The 17,493-nt window shown below is 55.9% G+C and carries 17 protein-coding genes and 1 tRNA gene; 14 read left to right on the top strand and 4 right to left on the bottom strand.

The window, feature by feature from the left end; genetic code table 11:
• Window positions 1–9: 9 nt before the first annotated feature.
• Window positions 10–831, bottom strand: coding sequence for a pyruvate, water dikinase regulatory protein (locus J1W56_RS14385; protein WP_223613946.1), 822 nt, complete (start codon window positions 829–831; stop codon window positions 10–12).
• A gap of 413 nt (window positions 832–1,244) precedes the next feature.
• Between J1W56_RS14385 and hemE the strand changes: the two genes are divergently transcribed.
• The 3 genes from hemE to rho all read left to right on the top strand — a co-directional run bounded on the left by hemE (window position 1,245) and on the right by rho (window position 4,303).
• Window positions 1,245–2,276 (top strand): uroporphyrinogen decarboxylase, encoded by a 1,032-nt coding sequence (hemE, locus tag J1W56_RS14380; protein ID WP_223613945.1) that lies wholly within the window; start codon window positions 1,245–1,247, stop codon window positions 2,274–2,276.
• Between the two features lie 24 nt (window positions 2,277–2,300).
• Window positions 2,301–2,840: a protoporphyrinogen oxidase HemJ gene (hemJ, locus tag J1W56_RS14375; protein WP_223613944.1), complete on the top strand. Its 540-nt coding sequence runs from the start codon at window positions 2,301–2,303 to the stop codon at window positions 2,838–2,840.
• 197 nt (window positions 2,841–3,037) lie between these two features.
• On the top strand, window positions 3,038–4,303 hold the full coding sequence (gene rho, locus J1W56_RS14370; RefSeq protein WP_091879370.1) for a transcription termination factor Rho: 1,266 nt from the start codon (window positions 3,038–3,040) through the stop codon (window positions 4,301–4,303).
• Between the two features lie 5 nt (window positions 4,304–4,308).
• Here the strand turns inward: rho and J1W56_RS14365 are convergent, their stop codons facing one another.
• Window positions 4,309–6,318 carry a thioredoxin domain-containing protein gene (locus tag J1W56_RS14365; protein ID WP_223613943.1) on the bottom strand — a complete coding sequence of 670 codons (2,010 nt, stop codon included), beginning with the start codon at window positions 6,316–6,318 and terminating at the stop codon, window positions 4,309–4,311.
• Window positions 6,319–6,392: 74 nt separating this feature from the next.
• Here J1W56_RS14365 and mnmE point away from each other — a divergent pair, with 74 nt between their 5' ends.
• The 5 genes from mnmE (at window position 6,393) to J1W56_RS14340 (ending at window position 12,148) form a co-directional block, all read left to right on the top strand.
• A complete protein-coding gene (gene mnmE, locus J1W56_RS14360) occupies window positions 6,393–7,727 on the top strand; it encodes a tRNA uridine-5-carboxymethylaminomethyl(34) synthesis GTPase MnmE (RefSeq protein ID WP_223613942.1) in 1,335 nt (444 codons plus the stop codon).
• 142 nt (window positions 7,728–7,869) lie between these two features.
• A complete protein-coding gene (gene mnmG, locus J1W56_RS14355; RefSeq protein ID WP_223613941.1) occupies window positions 7,870–9,738 on the top strand; it encodes a tRNA uridine-5-carboxymethylaminomethyl(34) synthesis enzyme MnmG in 1,869 nt (622 codons plus the stop codon).
• A complete protein-coding gene (rsmG, locus tag J1W56_RS14350; RefSeq protein ID WP_223613940.1) occupies window positions 9,735–10,379 on the top strand; it encodes a 16S rRNA (guanine(527)-N(7))-methyltransferase RsmG in 645 nt (214 codons plus the stop codon). Before mnmG ends, rsmG begins: the two co-directional genes overlap by 4 nt.
• Window positions 10,380–10,430: 51 nt before the next feature.
• Window positions 10,431–11,225 (top strand): ParA family protein, encoded by a 795-nt coding sequence (locus tag J1W56_RS14345; RefSeq protein ID WP_223614140.1) that lies wholly within the window; start codon window positions 10,431–10,433, stop codon window positions 11,223–11,225.
• A 38-nt stretch (window positions 11,226–11,263) separates the two neighbouring features.
• The gene (locus J1W56_RS14340) at window positions 11,264–12,148 is read left to right on the top strand and encodes a ParB/RepB/Spo0J family partition protein (protein ID WP_223614139.1); all 885 of its coding nucleotides are present in this window, start codon (window positions 11,264–11,266) and stop codon (window positions 12,146–12,148) included.
• A 78-nt stretch (window positions 12,149–12,226) separates the two neighbouring features.
• Here the strand turns inward: J1W56_RS14340 and holA are convergent, their stop codons facing one another.
• Both holA and J1W56_RS14330 read right to left on the bottom strand, forming a co-directional pair.
• The gene (gene holA / locus J1W56_RS14335) at window positions 12,227–13,276 is read right to left on the bottom strand and encodes a DNA polymerase III subunit delta (RefSeq protein WP_223613939.1); all 1,050 of its coding nucleotides are present in this window, start codon (window positions 13,274–13,276) and stop codon (window positions 12,227–12,229) included.
• A 198-nt stretch (window positions 13,277–13,474) separates the two neighbouring features.
• Window positions 13,475–13,549: transfer RNA gene (locus J1W56_RS14330), tRNA-Gly, on the bottom strand.
• Window positions 13,550–13,784: 235 nt separating this feature from the next.
• Here J1W56_RS14330 and J1W56_RS14325 point away from each other — a divergent pair.
• The 6 genes from J1W56_RS14325 to J1W56_RS14300 all read left to right on the top strand — a co-directional run bounded on the left by J1W56_RS14325 (window position 13,785) and on the right by J1W56_RS14300 (window position 17,419).
• Window positions 13,785–14,294 carry a prolyl-tRNA synthetase associated domain-containing protein gene (locus tag J1W56_RS14325; RefSeq protein ID WP_223613938.1) on the top strand — a complete coding sequence of 170 codons (510 nt, stop codon included), beginning with the start codon at window positions 13,785–13,787 and terminating at the stop codon, window positions 14,292–14,294.
• A 67-nt stretch (window positions 14,295–14,361) separates the two neighbouring features.
• Entirely contained in the window at window positions 14,362–15,342 is a 981-nt protein-coding gene (trxA, locus tag J1W56_RS14320; RefSeq protein ID WP_223613937.1) for a thioredoxin, read from the top strand.
• 61 nt (window positions 15,343–15,403) lie between these two features.
• Entirely contained in the window at window positions 15,404–16,066 is a 663-nt protein-coding gene (locus tag J1W56_RS14315; protein WP_223613936.1) for an LON peptidase substrate-binding domain-containing protein, read from the top strand.
• 18 nt (window positions 16,067–16,084) lie between these two features.
• Window positions 16,085–16,279 (top strand): Trm112 family protein, encoded by a 195-nt coding sequence (locus tag J1W56_RS14310; RefSeq protein ID WP_223613935.1) that lies wholly within the window; start codon window positions 16,085–16,087, stop codon window positions 16,277–16,279.
• A gap of 76 nt (window positions 16,280–16,355) precedes the next feature.
• Window positions 16,356–16,928, top strand: coding sequence for a TetR/AcrR family transcriptional regulator (locus J1W56_RS14305; protein ID WP_223613934.1), 573 nt, complete (start codon window positions 16,356–16,358; stop codon window positions 16,926–16,928).
• A 68-nt stretch (window positions 16,929–16,996) separates the two neighbouring features.
• Entirely contained in the window at window positions 16,997–17,419 is a 423-nt protein-coding gene (locus J1W56_RS14300) for a metallopeptidase family protein (RefSeq protein ID WP_223614138.1), read from the top strand.
• Window positions 17,420–17,493: the final 74 nt, after the last annotated feature.

The following is a 17,493-nucleotide window of genomic DNA, read 5'->3' as shown; positions in this document are numbered from 1 at the left end:
ACAATGCGGCTATCGCCCTTGGGAACGCAGGGCGAGAACCGCCGCCGCGGTTTCTTCAATTGAACGGCGTGAAACGTCTATCATAGGCCAATTATAGCGATGGCAAATCTGCCGCGCATAGGAAAGCTCTTCAATAATGTTGGCCCGGTCAAGATAGTGATCCGTATCGAAGCCCGGGGTCGCCCCGAGAATGCGATGCTGGCGCACCTGTGAGATCCGCTCTGCCGAGGCAATCAGGCCAACAATCAGCGGCCGCTCCGCATTGATAATCACATCGGCAATGGGCACACCGGGAACGATGGGTACGTTGGCGGTCTTGATGCCGCGATTGGCGAGATAAATGCTTGTCGGGGTTTTCGACGTCCGTGAAATGCCGATCAGAATGACATCGGCTTCTTCGATATCGAGCGGCAGCTGGCCGTCATCATGCTCCATGGTAAAATTCAGCGCATCGATGCGGCGAAAATATTCCGCATTGAGCACGTGTTGCGCCCCAACCCGCCGTCCCGCCGGCGCACCGAGATAGGACTGGAATATGCTGAGGACCGGTTCAAGAACCGACACGCAGGGAACGCCAATCGTCGCGCAGCTTTCATCGATCATTGCCGCCAGCCGTTTGTCCACGATGGTATAAAGGACAATGCCAGGTTCCGCATCGATACCTTCAAGCACCTTTTTGATCTGCTTTTCCGTGCGAATGAGCGGATAGACATGTTCAATGGCGCGCGCATGCACATATTGCGCCGCGGCTGCGCGACCCGCCGCCAGGAGAGTCTCTCCGGTCGCATCAGAGATCATGTGAAGATGGAAGTAGTTGACTGGCTTTGTCACAGAAAACTCGACTCCCTGTTGATGACTGGGGAGAATTCTCCCGGTTTTGAACAAGCAATGGCAGCCATGTGAATCATTGGCAAGTCATCCACAGCGAGCCCACTTGTGGATGACTCTTCCGGGCATAGCTGCGATCTGGGGATTGTTGCGACTCTTCGTCCGTTGTTCCCTGTATTCCCACATGGATATCCACAGATTGATGTTATTCAACAGACTGATAATGAACGGTATTTTACTTTATTACCGCTTTTCCTGAATTTTGCTTTATGGTTTTCCCTGTTTCGCATTACTCCAGTTGCCTGTGGGAAAAAGTTGGCAATCTGGTAATTCCCGATACAAACAGACTCTAAGAATCAGAAAATCAGAAAATATCCAATTTTCTTTTTTGTAAGACAAAGCTGGAGAGAGACGGAATGGTCCGCAAAGTGATGAAAGTCCTTAGAGGCGAGACAGTTTTTCCGCCTCCCATCTGGATGATGCGCCAAGCTGGACGCTACCTCCCCGAATACCGGGAAGTCAGGAAGAACGCCGGAAGTTTTCTGGATCTCTGCTATTCGCCGGATCTGGCCGTCGAAGTGACGCTGCAGCCGATCCGCCGTTTCGGATTTGATGCGGCAATCCTGTTTTCCGATATTCTTGTCGTGCCGCATGCGCTTGGCCGTGATCTGCGCTTTGAAGAGGGCAGAGGCCCTTTGATGACGCCGATTGATGCGGATGGCATTTTCTGGCTTGAACCCAATGGGGCTGTGGAACGCCTGGAGCCTGTCTACGAGACTGTTCGGCTGCTTCGACATCAACTGCCACAGGAAACCACTCTGCTTGGCTTCTGTGGCGCTCCATGGACCGTGGCGACCTATATGATAGCCGGTCATGGAACACCGGACCAGGCTCCGGCCCGCCTCTTCGCCTATCGCTATCCGGATGCCTTCCAGAAACTGCTGGACGAGCTCGCCGATGTTTCAGCGGAGTATCTGATCCGCCAGATCGATGCCGGTGCTGACGCGGTGCAGATTTTTGATTCCTGGTCTGGTGTTCTCGACGAAGCCTGCTTCGAGCGGTTCTGTATCGCTCCCGTGGCCAGGATCGTCAAAAAGGTGCGTGCGTCCCACCCGGATGTCCCGATCATCGGCTTTCCCAAAGGTGCTGGCGCGCTTTATGTGAATTATCGCGAACGCACCGGGGTGACAGCCTTGGGCCTCGACTGGACGGTGCCGCTGTCGCTGGCGTCTTCACTTCAAGGTGGAGGGGCAATTCAGGGCAATCTTGATCCCTTGCGTGTTGTTGCTGGCGGCCGAGCGCTGGATGAAGGCGTCGATGCCATTCTTGACGGGCTGGGTCACGGCCCGCTGGTCTTCAATCTTGGCCATGGCATCACCCCCGATGCTCCGGTCTCCCATGTGGAACAGATGGTTGCGCGCGTGCGGCAGGCGACAGCCAGGAACTGATACGTTGAATACCGGGAAATGATTATGAGCAACAACGAGATGCCGGTTCAAAATTCAAGCAAGACAGCATCGATGGCAAAGGCGACCGGTATCGTTCTTGCATTGGTTGTTGTGACGCTGGTTTATCTCTATCCCGACAACGCCTATCTCTGGGTGAAGGCATTGCATGTGATTGCCGTCATCTCCTGGATGGCAGGGATGCTCTATCTGCCGCGCCTGTTCATCTATCATTGTGCCGCCGAAAAAGGCTCCGTCCAATCGGAAACGTTCAAGGTGATGGAGCGCCGGTTGCTCAAGGCCATCATCAATCCGGCCATGATGGTGACATGGGCCGCCGGACTTTGGCTTGCGTGGCGAACGGTTGCCTATATGGACGGCTGGTTTCATGTGAAATTCCTGGCCGTCCTGATCCTTTCCGGCATTCACGGCTACTTTTCCAAGGCTGTCCGCATGTTCGCCGAGGATAGAAACGCAAAGCCTGCCCGTTTCTGGCGGATGATGAATGAAGTGCCGACGGTTCTGATGATCATTATCGTGATCATGGTCATCATAAAGCCATTTTGACTCATCATTATATTTTCTGCCTGATATCAATACCACTCATGAAACCCCTTGCCCTTGCAGTCATGATTGGCTAGATAGGGGCTCTTCTCTGGAAATACCGCCATAGCGATCTTCAGCCATTCATACATGGCACTGCATTCCGGCATCGTCATTTCCCTTCCCCATTTCAAACCTATAAGATTAAGAGTTCCGCACACATGCAGGAAATGAAACTACAAGAACTCAAGAACAAGACGCCGGTTGATCTTCTGGCGTTTGCTGAAACACTGGAAGTCGAAAACGCCAGTGTCATGCGCAAACAGGAACTGATGTTTGCGATCTTGAAGAAACTGGCCTCCCAGGATGTCGAAATTATCGGCGAAGGCGTGGTCGAGATATTGCAGGATGGCTTCGGCTTCATGCGTTCTGCCAATGCAAACTATCTCCCAGGCCCCGACGACATCTATATCTCCCCATCGCAGATCCGGCGGTTTTCGCTGAAAACCGGTGATACCGTCGAAGGTCCGATCCGTGGGCCCAAGGAAGGTGAGCGCTATTTCGCCCTTCTCAAGGTCAACACCATCAACTTCGAAGACCCGGAAAAAATCCGCCACAAGATCCACTTCGACAATCTGACACCGCTCTACCCGAATGAGCGTTTCAAGATGGAGCTGGAAAATCCGACCACCAAGGATTTGTCAGCCCGCGTCATCGATCTGGTGGCACCCCTCGGTAAAGGCCAGCGCGGTCTCATCGTCGCTCCGCCCCGTACCGGTAAAACCGTTCTCCTCCAGAACATTGCCCATTCCATCACCGCCAATCATCCCGAATGCTATCTGATCGTTCTTCTGATCGATGAACGTCCGGAAGAAGTCACGGATATGCAGCGTTCCGTGAAGGGCGAAGTGGTCTCCTCCACATTCGACGAGCCGGCGTCCCGCCACGTTCAGGTGGCTGAAATGGTCATCGAGAAGGCGAAGCGCCTGGTTGAACATGGCCGCGATGTGGTCATCCTGCTCGATTCCATTACGCGCCTTGGCCGCGCCTACAACACCGTGGTGCCATCATCCGGCAAGGTTCTGACCGGTGGTGTCGACGCCAACGCGCTTCAGCGCCCCAAGCGTTTCTTCGGTGCGGCACGTAACATCGAGGAAGGCGGATCGCTGACGATCATTGCGACGGCCCTTATCGATACGGGCAGCCGCATGGACGAAGTGATCTTTGAAGAATTCAAGGGTACGGGCAATTCGGAAATCGTGCTCGACCGCAAGGTTGCCGACAAGCGCATTTTCCCGTCCATGGATATTCTGAAATCCGGCACGCGCAAGGAAGACCTGCTCGTACCGCGTCAGGATCTGCAGAAGATCTTTGTCCTGCGCCGTATTCTGGCCCCGATGGGCACGACGGATGCGATCGAGTTCCTCATCGACAAGTTGAAGCAGACCAAGACGAACGGCGAATTCTTCGATTCGATGAATACGTAACAGTCCTAGGATTGCGGTTTGAGCAGCGCTGCCAGCGCCTCGGCCGTTTCCACAGGCGCCAGACACACGAACCCGCGGCAGAGATAGGCCGCGGGTTTTTTTATGGTGATTGCTCCGCTGCCGGGCACCAGCTCGATTGTGGTGTTTTCTCTAAACTCCATCCAGATATCGGTACGGCGCGGATCCGGATAATCGTTTGCAAGCTGCAGGAGCGGATGGCCTTTGTCCGGAGTGACCAGGACAAGCTTCATCGGTTCCAACAGCAGGCTTGCGCTGTTGAAAACACCGGCCTGGCCATAGCGCTGTTCAAGCACACGGCCGAGCGCGTTTTCAGCGAGTTCGTCGGCTCGCTGTTGCAATGCGTAGTCCGATGTTGCTGTCGCCAGACGCGAGATGGCTTCGATGATCTGCCCGGTGGCACTCGGTATGGCCTCATCCTGATCACCGCGCACGCGGATGATGACATCGGTGCTGTCAATGGCGCTGAGGGCATGATTGCCATCTTCCGTAAGATGCCAGCGGTTAAGAGACTGGAGCCAAAGAGCCGCGTCGTCGAGAAACGTTTTGTCCTGCGTCGCTTCATTGAGGGAGATGGCGGCATTGATCATCGATGCATAATCCGATGACAAGCCGGGAAAGAGGCGGGACTGTTCCAGAACGGAATGCGGCAGACGCCCATCAACCATCGATTCGGATATGGAACGATAAGCGCCCAATGCCAGATCCAGCCAATCCTTGCGCTGGAATAACCGCGCCGCTTCCGCGAGCGCACGGATCATCAGCCCGTTCCAGTCAGTGAGCGACTTGTCGTCCCGATGGGGGTGCACCCGGCTCTCGCGGCGGTTGAAAAGTATCTGCCTGGCCTTTGCCAAATGTGCCTCGGTGTCCGCATCTGATGAGCCGGGCGAGGTCAGGCGATTGAGAATGGTTTTGCCTTCCCAGTTTCCCTCTGGGCGGACATCGTAAACGGTGCGAAAGATATCGAAATCCGGCGTCGCCGGAATTTCATCCGCAGACCAAACGTAGAACCGGCCCTCTTCACCCTCGCTGTCGGCATCCAAGCTCGAGGCAAAGCGCTGGCCGTTCGCCAGCATTTCGCGCTCTAGCCAACCGACAGTTTCTTCGATTCGCAGGCGGAACAATTCATCTTTGGTTTCGGCATAGGCATACGTTGCGTGACGGATGAACTGGGCATTGTCGTAAAGCATCTTTTCAAAGTGCGGAACAAGCCAGCGATCATCGACGGAATACCGGGACAGTCCGCCACCAAGATGATCGTAGATGCCGCCTTGCAGCATCATTTGCAGGCTCCTGAGAAAGGCATCCCGATGCTGGGCATTGCCGGTGCGCAGCCATGAAAGCCAGAGTGTATCCATGAAAGGCGCATTCGGGAATTTGGGAGCGCCGGTCAAGCCGCCTTTCTGCATGTCGATCATGCCGGATATATTGGCGGAAAACTGATCAAAGATATGTTTGTCCAGCGCTGCCGGACCCGCCTGGGCGTCAAGACGGGCGCTGACGTGGCTGGTCAAGGCATCGACGTTCTGGACGACGCGCGCGCGGTCTTCGCGCCATACCCTGTCGATAGACTGCAACACGTCGACAAAACCAGGCCGGCCATAGCGTGAGTTCTTGGGAAAATAGGTTCCTCCCCAAAACGGCTTTGCCTCCGGTGTGAGAAACATCGTCAGCGGCCAGCCCCCCTGCTCTCCCATCGCGCCAAGAGCTGCCATGTAGATCTGATCGATATCCGGCCGTTCTTCCCTGTCCACCTTGATATTGACGTAGTGGGCATTCATCAGGTCAGCAACGTCGCCATCTTCAAAGCATTCGTGCGCCATGACATGGCACCAGTGACAGGCAGCGTAACCAACGGACAACAGAATGGGCTTGCCCGTCTCCTGTGCCTCAGCCAGCGCAAGCTTTCCCCATGGCCGCCAATGCACCGGGTTGCCGGCATGCTGACGAAGATACGGGCTGGACTCGTTCCCGAGCAGATTGGCTTGCTGATACATTGCATTACTCCGCTCTTCCCGAATGCCGGCTTGAGGGTTATCAAGACATCCAGTGTAGCCGTGGATAAATGCAAATGAAACAGAACCAGAATTTCAGCGAGACTATTTTTGCCCTGTCCAGTGGGCGGCTTCCGTCTGGTGTCGCCGTGATCCGCATGTCTGGATCGAAGACTCGATTCGTTATCGAAACAATTTGTGGCAACCTTCCGTCGCCGCGGCGGGCTGAGCTACGTACGTTCCGCGATGCACTTGGTAGTCCCGTTGATCGGGGACTCGTGTTGTTTTTCTCCAATCCCCATAGCTTTACCGGTGAAGATTGCGGCGAGTTTCACCTGCACGGCGGTCGTGCGGTTGTTGATGCAATGATTTCGCTTCTCTATACCTTTGACAATTGCCGCTTGGCCGAACCCGGTGAGTTCACAAGGCGCGCCTTTGCCAATGGAAAATTCGATCTGACGGTGGCTGAAGGTCTCGCGGATCTGATCGCCGCTGAGACCGATGGTCAGCGCCGCCTGGCACTGCAGATCGCATCGGGTTCGCAAGTTCAGCTCTATTCATCCTGGCGCACCGAGATGATCCGCGCGCGCGCTCTGATTGAAGCGGAACTCGATTTTGCTGACGAATCCGACGTACCCGGTTCCGTATCGGATCAAGTCTGGATATCGATGCGTGATCTTGCGGAAAAGATTGAACAACACGTAGCGGAGGGAAAACGTGGCGCAATCGTGCGCGACGGCTTCCGTGTGGTGATTGTTGGTGCGCCGAACGCCGGCAAATCGAGCCTGCTGAATGCCCTGGCGGGAACCGATGTGGCGATTGTCTCCGACGAACCGGGAACGACACGCGACCTGATTGAAATCAAACTTGATCTGGGGGGCTTGCCCGTCCTTATCACCGATACGGCGGGTCTCAGGGAAACCGAGGGTAAGGTGGAACAGATCGGCGTTGAACGGGCGCTTGACCGCGCGCACGCCGCGGATCTGGTACTATTGCTGACGGATATGGCGAGCCCGCTTCCAGCGCCATTTGTCGAACTGGATGCGATCGATACGCTGCGAATTGGAACGAAACTGGATGTTGTCGAGAGAACGACATCCGATAGCTATGATCTGAAAGTTTCAATCCGTTCGGGTGAGGGCTTGAATGATCTGATAGCGGCTTTGCAATCCAGGGCCGAATCTGCAGCTGGGAATCTCTCTGATCCGCTTCCCACCCGCCGCCGTCATATGGAATTACTCACGGAAACGAGCCGGGAAATCAATCACGCTGTGGCGGACGTAGCCGCACCGCTGGAAGTTCGCGCTGAGTATCTACGCCGGGCCTCGCATGCATTGGGCCGGATTACCGGAGACGTGGATGTCGAGGATATTCTCGATGTGGTATTCTCACAGTTCTGTATAGGCAAATGATTCACGTGAAACATTGAAACTATAACGGCGATCTGCGCGTAGGAATTGTTTCACGTGAAACATTGTTCTTTGACTCACACTTGACTCAGGGCGTTGATTTGCTCATCAAGACACTGAATTCGAATCTCGGAAAGTTTGGCTCGTGGAAGACAATTTTGACGTCATCGTCATTGGTGGTGGGCACGCCGGCTGTGAAGCCGCAGCGGCCTCAGCACGCTATGGCGCACGCACGGCGCTTGTGACGCACAAAGCGGATACGATCGGTGTCATGTCCTGCAATCCCGCCATCGGCGGTCTTGGCAAGGGGCATTTGGTCCGGGAGATCGATGCGCTCGATGGTCTGATGGGCCGCGTTGCCGATGCCGCTGGTATTCAGTTCCGACTTCTCAACCGGCGCAACGGCCCTGCTGTGCGCGGCCCGCGCACCCAGGCGGACCGCAAGCTCTATAGGCTGGCGATGCAAGCGGCGATTGCAGAACAGCAGAATCTGACTGTCGTTGAAGGTGGCGCCAACGATCTGGTCATTCACGACGGAAAGGTTGCAGGCGTCCAATTGATGGATGGCCGCGTTTTCTCCTGTGGTGCTGTTGTCCTGACGACGGGAACATTTCTTCGCGGCTTGATCCATATCGGTGAAAAGAAGATACCAGCAGGCCGAATGGGCGAGGCCCCTGCCCTCGGTTTGTCGGATACCCTGACGAGACATGCATTCGCTTTGGGCCGATTGAAGACAGGCACGCCGCCGCGGCTGGATGGCCGCACGATCGATTGGTCAGGGCTTGACGTTCAATCCGCTGATGAAGATCCGCTGCCGTTTTCGCTGATGACGGATGTCATCACCAACCCGCAGATCGACTGCGGGATCACGCGCACGACGCCGGAATCGCACGCCATTATCCGCGCGAATCTGCATCGCTCGGCGATGTATTCCGGATCGATTGAAGGCATTGGCCCGCGCTATTGTCCGTCTGTGGAAGACAAGATCGTCAAATTTGGCGATCGGGATGGCCATCAAATATTCCTGGAGCCCGAGGGTTTGGATGATCATACGGTCTATCCCAATGGGATATCAACATCCCTGCCCGAGGATGTGCAGTTGGAAATTCTCAAGACGATACCTGGTCTTGAGCGCGCGACCATGCTGCAGCCGGGGTACGCCATTGAGTATGACTACATTGATCCGCGCGAGTTGGATCGAAGCCTGCAGGCGCGGCGCATCGGCGGCCTGTTTCTCGCCGGGCAGATCAATGGAACAACGGGATATGAGGAAGCGGCGGCACAGGGTTTGCTGGCGGGACTGAACGCGGCGCGGCTATCCGGCGGTGGCGAGCCTGTGATCATTCATCGTACCGAAGCCTATATCGGGGTGATGATCGATGATTTGACATCGCGCGGCGTGAGCGAACCCTATCGCATGTTCACGTCGCGTGCGGAATTCCGGCTTTCCCTGCGGGCGGACAATGCCGACGAACGTCTGACACCGATGGCGGACCGATTGGGAATATTGGGCTCGGATCGCCGGGATCGCTTCGGGGCACGGACGGATCAATTGGATGCGGCGCGTCATTTGGCAAAGCGCTTGACCATCACACCGAATGCGGCAGCGGCCGTAAATCTGCATCTCAACCAGGATGGCGTTCGCCGTTCGGCCTATGAATTGCTTGCCTTTCCTGAGATAGACCTGGCGCGTTTGCAGCTGATCTGGCCGGAACTGGCTGACATTAACGGTCGTGTGGCGGAGGCTTTGGAGATCGAAGCGCAGTATGCGGTTTATCTCGAACGCCAGAAGGCCGACGTTGCCGCGATGGAACGCGAAGAAGCGCTGCTCATACCGCAGGGCATTGATTTTTCGGTGGTTTCCGGCCTGTCCAATGAGTTGAAGCAGAAGCTGAAGCAGCGCCAGCCGCGTTCGATTGCGGAAGCCCAGCGCATCGATGGCATGACGCCGGCTGCGCTTGCCCTTATTATCACGCAGATTCGTCGCAACACTGTCGCAAGAGACGTGGCGTGAGCGATTGGCGGGAGAAGAAGCTGTGTGGGGTTATCCCCAATGTTTCACGTGAAACAGTCAAGGACCTTATTGACTTCGAAGATCTGTTTCGAAAGTGGTCAAAGGCGATCAATCTCGCCTCCCCCGCCACGCTGGATGAGCTGTGGGAACGGCATATTATCGACAGCGTACAGCTCCGCCCGCTTATGCCTGAGGCCAAGCGCTGGCTTGATCTCGGTTCAGGCGGCGGTTTTCCAGGCGTTGTTCTTGCTATTCTCCTGAAGGAAACGGCGGGTGCGGCGATTGATCTTGTCGAGAGCAATGGCAAGAAGGCTGCGTTTTTGCGGACCGCTCTGGGCCAGTTTCACACTCCTGGAACGGTGCATCCAGTTCGGATTGATGCGGTTTGGTCGAAAATCGACACACCTGATGTTGTTACGGCCCGTGCACTTGCGCCGTTGAAGGAACTTTTTGCGCTGACAGAGCCCTGGCTGACGAACGGCGCAACGGCACTTTTTCAAAAAGGCCGGGATTATCGTCGCGAGATCGAGGAAAGCCGTGACGGCTGGTCATTTGATCTGGTACAACATGCCAGTGTGGTCGATGTTGAGTCGGTGGTGTTGCAGATCAGCAATGTGCGGCGCAACCTGGCGGCGAAATAGGTCATTTTTCGTTTTATCGCCGATAGTAATGGTTTGCTCGGGAAAACAGTGATGAACAGTCAGACTCGTATCATTACCATAGCCAATCAGAAGGGCGGCGTGGGCAAGACCACAACTGCCATCAACCTGGCTACGGCGCTTGCAGCCATTGGCGAGAACGTCCTGATTGTCGATCTCGATCCCCAGGGCAATGCCAGTACCGGCTTGGGCATCGATCGCAAGAACCGTGATCTGTCGTCCTATGATGTCCTGATGCAGACTGCATCCGTCGGCGAGGCAGCCATTGCGACCGCTGTTCCCAACCTGTCGCTCATTCCGTCTACGCTCGACCTTCTGGGGGTTGAGATGGAGATTGCTGGTTCTGCCGACCGTGCCACGCGTTTGCGCAAGGCATTTCGTGGTGATAATGCGGCCTCGCCCTTTACCTATATTCTGATCGATTGCCCGCCATCGCTCAATCTCCTCACCATGAATGCCATGGCAGCGGCCGATTCCGTGCTTGTGCCGTTACAATGTGAGTTTTTCGCATTGGAAGGATTGAGTCAGTTGCTCGAAACCGTCAACCAGGTACGGACGGCGCTCAATCCGGCCCTGAATATTCAGGGTATTGTACTGACCATGTTTGACGGCCGAAACAATCTGGCGACACAGGTTGTTGACGATGTCCGTTCGTTTATGGGCGACAAAGTCTATCGCACGGTCATTCCGCGCAACGTGCGTGTCTCGGAAGCGCCCTCCTACGGGACTCCCGCCATTCTGTATGACCTGAAGTGTGCGGGTAGCCAGGCATATTTGCAGCTGGCGTCGGAAGTTATTCAAAGGGAGCGGCATTTGCGTGCTGCTTGATCGATTCGAATACGAAACATTTATGAGAGCCTATGACAATGAATGAAGATCCGTCAAAAAAGCGCCTCGGTCGAGGTCTTGCTGCGCTCATTGGAGAGATGGACCGTCTGCCGGAAGAAAATGTTCCTCCGCGCATCGCCACTTTGGATCGTCAGGTTCCCATTGAATTTGTAACGCGCAATCCGCGCAATCCCCGGCGTTTGTTCACGGAAGCCGATCTGGAGGATTTGACCCAGTCGATCCGCGAACATGGCATTGTTCAGCCCGTCGTGGTTCGACCCGTAAAGGATTCCGTGGATCGCTATGAGCTGATCGCCGGCGAGCGGCGTTGGCGCGCGGCGCAGCGTGCTGGTCTGACCACTGTTCCCGTGATCATTCGCGAAGTCGATGACCGGGTCGCGCTTGAACTGGCTATCATCGAGAACGTTCAGCGCGCCGACCTCAATCCAATTGAAGAAGGCATGGGCTATCAGCAATTGATTGACGATCATGACTATACGCAGGCGGACTTGGCCCAGGTTATCGGCAAGAGCCGAAGCCACGTGGCCAATACATTGCGATTGCTGAAACTGCCGGAAACGGTTCGCGACCACATTACGAATGGCGCTCTGTCGGCTGGACATGCACGTACGCTGATCACCGCGGAACATCCGGATGTCCTGGCCGAGCGGATCATTCGCGACGGCCTGTCTGTTCGTCAAGCGGAAGCACTGGCCCAAGGCGGCGGCAAACCGGCCGCTCCGAAAGTCAAGGCGGACAATGATGAAAACAAGGACGCGGATACGCGGGCACTGGAAAAACTGCTGTCGGACGTGACTGGCATGCGTGTAACGGTCAATCATCAGGCCAAGGGTGGAGACGTGCGTATTCATTACGCAACGCTGGAGCAGCTGGATGAGATCTGCCGCCGCCTGCAAAGCTGAGCGGTGACGAAGTAAGTTCTTTTAATTCAAATAGTTAGCCAGATTTTTGTGCGCATGGGAGATGCGCGCGGACGTTACCTAACGGCCGCTCCGCCCTGCCCGGGCGGCTTCAGCAGCCAGAGCGATCAGTGACTGACGAATGATTGGTATGGAAAGTGTCGCGTTGCGGCGGCTTTCCAGTACGGTTTTCTGCAACCGTTCTATGGCGCGGGCGCAACTTTGTGTTGTCCAGCGCTGCAGTGCGGTTTCCACCAGCCGCCGCCGCGAGAAAAACACCGGCGGACGCGCGGATGCCACAGCCGATCCGGCATTCTTGCCCTCCGTTTCCATGCCGTAACGCAGGCTTTGCAATGTCTGGAACTGGCGTATGGCGGAACTCAGGATCAGAAAGCTCGAAGATCCGGAACCGATAACCCGATCGAACGCATGGGTAAAATCCGTCAGATTGCCCGTCATCATGGCATCGACAATCGTCTCGTAGGAAGTGGCGCTGACATCGCCGATGATATCGCGGACATCCTCAATGGTTATCCGTTCGCGGCCGTGGGCATAAAGACAGATTTTCTCAAGCTCGGCGCGCGTGGCCAGCCGGTCTCCCCCAAGGCTTTCTTTCAGCAGATTGCGGGCATCCAGCGTGATCTGCAGCTTGTTGCGGGCAAGCATGTCATCAATGGTTGCGTCCACGCCCTTCGCATCATCGCTGTAGCAAGGCAAAGCCATGGCGCTTGCGCTCTGCTCGACAATGCCGCGCAGACCTGCACCCTTCTTGAGGTCGCCCGCCTCGATCAGGATGAATGTGTCGACGGGTGGTGTTTTCGTCAGATGCGTTACGGCATCGGCCAATCCCTTCTGTCCGCCTGCGTTACGGACCCAGATCAGGCGCTCGCCGCCAAACATGGAAATGGTGTTGGCCTCGTCGGACAGCCGCCCGGGTTCCGCCTGAACATCATCGGCATCGAGGCGTATGACGGCAAAGGGATCGTCCTGGGCGAGTCCGGTCAGCTTGATGAAGACGCCGGCCCGTTCGCTCACAAGGCCCTTGTCGGGGCCGTAGAGCAGTACGATCGGATAAGCCCTGTCGAGCCTCTTCAGGAAGGAATCAACCTCGTGTGCTTTCTTCTGTGCCATGTCGAAGGGTTTAGCGCATTGAACGCGGATTGCAATTGCGGGCCCTTTACCGGGTGAGACAAACAGCCATCAAGGAGACGGCATCGTTGCCAGCCGCAGTGAATATCGGGCAATCAAAGGGTTTTGACGACAATGGCGCAGCCAGGCCGAAAAGCAAAAAGGCCCGGTAAAAACCGGGCCTTTTGAACTTCGAACAACTGGAGCGGGAGAAGGGATTCGAACCCTCGACCCCAACCTTGGCAAGGTTGTGCTCTACCCCTGAGCTACTCCCGCATGCGCCAGTTTGTCTTGCGAAGCGGGGCCTATATGACCCAAGGACAGACCAATTGCAACAGTGAATTTTTGACTTTGTGACGATATTCGAAAAAAAATTCAACGGGTGGATCGGCCCGGCAATGAAATGTCCGATTAAACCAAGGTGCGGCTGGGTTTTCGCTTGAGAGCGTGCGGTGAAGCGATTAGGACAACAAAAGCATATTTTCCGATTGCCGGTGCCGCGAGAGCCAGAATGCCCAAGACATACGCAGAACTGATGCAGAAATTCGACGATCTCGGAATCAAAGTGTCAACGATTCGGCATGCTCCGGTGTTCACGGTTGCCGAAGCGCAGGATTTGCGCGGGCAGGTTCCAGGTGCCCACACCAAAAACCTGTTCCTGAAGGATAAGAAGGACAAGTTTTTTCTCGTCACTGTGGATGAAGAGGCGCAGGTCGATCTCAAAACAATCCATACCAAGATTGGTGCATCAAGCCGTGTTTCATTCGGCAAACCGGAAAAGCTGATGGAGTATCTTGGGCTTGTTCCGGGTTCGGTCAGTGTGCTTGGCATTATCAACGACGAGGAGCATCAGGTGAAGGTCGTGCTTGATGAGGCTCTCATGCACAATGAGATCATCAATGCGCACCCGCTGAGCAACGATGCCACGACATCCATTCGACGAGACGATCTCTTACGGTTTCTCGCATCCACCGATCACGAACCCCTGATCTTGAAAATTGATGAATCCAACCCAACCTGAGTGCAGGCTGTAAACCGGTCCAAGCGGACCCGGGAAACATGTAACCAGCGGATACGGGAGAATTTTGATGAGCAATACTGATAACCCGTTCGGCGGCGGCTACGGCAGTGCAGCTGCAACAACGACGGTATCCTATGGCGGCGCGGCTCCCGCGGCCGCCTCAACCGCGGCTGGCGCCTTGATCATGGATACCACCACGGCGGGATTTGCCGCAGATGTGATCGCCGAATCGAAGAGCCAACCGGTTCTGGTCGATTTCTGGGCCCCCTGGTGCGGGCCCTGCAAGCAATTGACACCGATCATTGAAAAGGTGGTCAATGCCGCCGGCGGGCGGGTAAAGCTGGTTAAAATGAATATTGACGAGCACCCTGCCATTGCAGGGCAGCTCGGTATTCAATCAATTCCGGCGGTGATTGCCTTTGCTGATGGCAAGCCGGTCGATGGTTTCATGGGCGCATTGCCGGAATCAAAGGTCAAGGAATTCATTGATCGCATTGCGTCACCGGATGGCGGCAGGGATGCGGCCATTCAATCGGCGCTGGATGCGGCTACCCAGGCTGCAGCAGCGGGAGATATGGAGCAGGCGGCCCAGATCTATTCGGCCGTTCTGGCGGAAGTGCCCGATCATGTGGCGGCGCTTGCCGGACTTGCCAATTGCCTGATCGATCTGGGTGATCTTGACCAGGCCAAGGCCGTTCTGGAGCAGGTTCCCGCGAACAAGAAAGACGATGCAAGTGTGCGTGCGGCGGAAGCAAAGGTTGCCCTGGCTGATCAAGCGGCCAAGCTGGGTGACCCTGTTGCGCTGGCAGTAAAACTTGCGGCGAATCCCGGGGATCATCAGGCGCGGTTCGACCTTGCCATGTTCCTGAATGCCACCGGACAGCGGGATGAGGCGGCCGATCATCTTCTCGCCATCATGAAGGCCGATCGTACCTGGAATGATGACGGAGCCCGCAAACAGCTGCTGCAGTTTTTCGACGCTTGGGGTCCGGCTGATCAGGCTTCCCTGACCGCGCGCCGGAAACTGTCTTCCCTGCTGTTTTCCTGAGTGAAATAGGGCACAATAGCGATCGATCCCTGATGCTGCGGATCAATCACTGGAGCTGGTGATGCAAGCAGGCAATGTTCGTTATCGGACGCTGGACAATATTCCGGAAAGCGTGCCGATTTTCCCCCTTTCGGGAGCCCTGTTGCTTCCGGGTGGTCAGTTGCCGTTGAATATATTCGAACTGCGTTATCTGGCCATGGTGGACGCGGCTTTGAGTGGAAAGCGCGTCATCGGCATGATTCAGCCACGCTTCGACGAGGGCGATACGGACGCGGACGAACTGTGTGAAGTGGGATGCCTTGGCCGCATCACATCGTTCGCCGAGACCGGTGACGGGCGCCTTCTCATCACATTGCAGGGCATTTGCCGCTTTCGAATTGTCAAGGAACTTTCCACACGGACACCGTTCCGTCAGTGCAAGATTGCGCCGCTTCTGGCGGATCTGGACGAGGCAGACGACTCGGAAGTCGACCGGCCGGCGCTGCTGCGCGTCTTCCGGGATTATCTCGATGCCAACAACCTCGAAGCGGATTGGGACGGTATTTCCCGCGCGGGTAACGAAACGCTGGTCAATGCCCTCGCCATGATGTCGCCTTTCGGCGCCGCGGAAAAGCAGGCTTTGCTGGAGGCTGCAGATCTGAAGACGCGCGCCGAGACTTTGATCGCGATCACCGAAATCATGCTGGCGAAAGACCAGGATGGTTACGAGTCGAACCTGCAGTAATCCCCGAGGAAGCGAGCCATGATCGAACCAAAACGCGACCCTGCCATTGATCGCAAGCTGCTTGAGCTTCTGGTTTGCCCGCTGACCAAGGGGCCGCTTGTCTACGATCAGGAGAGATCCGAGCTGATCTCGAAGTCGGCTCGTCTCGCCTATCCGATCCGGGACGGGATACCGATCATGCTGCCATCGGAAGCGCGAACCATCGAAGATTAGTTTATTTTTACTGCAATCATTGCCGAACCTGCCAAAATACGAGTCAGTTGAACAACTGATATTCGAAGGCAGTGCGATGGCCAGGCGGAACGACAAACGTGATATCCTTGTTGCCACGGCTGCCGGCTTGTTCTGGCGACGGGGCTTTACCGTGACAAGCCTTGCCCACATCGCGGCGGAATCGGGAATTCCGCTTGGAAACATCTATTACTATTTCAAGACAAAGGCCGACCTGGCGCGCGGCGTTGCCGATATTTTCGTTGCTGAAACCGAGGATATGCTGATGGCCATTGTCGAAGCGGATCAGGACCCGCGCAAGCGTCTGCTGCTGCTGATTGAAAGGCTGTCGCATTCCCTCAAAAGCCGTGTCGAGAATGGCTGCCCGATCGCCTTGGGAATACGGGATTTTCGCCATGAATCGCCGGAAGCCGCCGAACGGGCGGCCGAAGTTTTCAGCCTCCTGATCGGATTCATTGGGAGGAAGCTGGGGCGAACCGGCGTGCGCCCCTCTACGGCACTTGGAACCGCCCGCAATGCCCTGGCCGAATGGCAGGGCGGCATCATGCTCGCGCATGGTCTCAAAGACGCGACAGTGCTTGCTGAAAGCTTCCGGCGTATGGAGCGGCTTCTGGTGCCAATGCGGGGTTAGTCTGCATGCCACTCGCATCCTTGCTGCAAAGGCACTATATGAGGCCGGAAAGTGCTCCAGGAGTTTTAATGGCCAGAAGTAATCAAACCGCCGATTGGGGCAATCGCTTGTCACCAGCCTTGAGTGAGATCGAATCACTCGCGATAGAGGCCTATGCGCATCTGCCCGACGATTTTCGCAGTTTGTGCGGTGACATCACCATTCAGGTATCGGAGTTCCCCGATGATCAGATTGTCGAGGACATGGGGCTGGAATCGCCGTTTGATTTGCTTGGATTGTTTGAAGGCCGGGGTATCGGAGAACGGTTCTCGCTTCAAACCGGGGAAAGACCCAATATCATCACGATTTATCGCCGCGCCGTGTTGGATTACTGGGCGGAGTATGAGGAGGCCTTGGGGGATATCGTTACCCATGTCCTCATCCATGAAATCGGCCATCACTTCGGCCTCTCGGACGAGGATATGGAGCGCATTGAGGCAAGTGTCGAATAATCGGCCGACGGGACCCTGCCATCAGCCGGTTTGACCGGCCTATTCCTTTTGAGGACAGGCCGGTCTCGCGCGAA

It is taken from the genome of Phyllobacterium calauticae, assembly GCF_019991125.1.
GTDB lineage: Bacteria > Pseudomonadota > Alphaproteobacteria > Rhizobiales > Rhizobiaceae > Phyllobacterium > Phyllobacterium calauticae.
The sequence above is the reverse complement of the archived record's forward strand: the minus strand, read 5'-3'. Positions and strand labels throughout refer to the sequence as shown.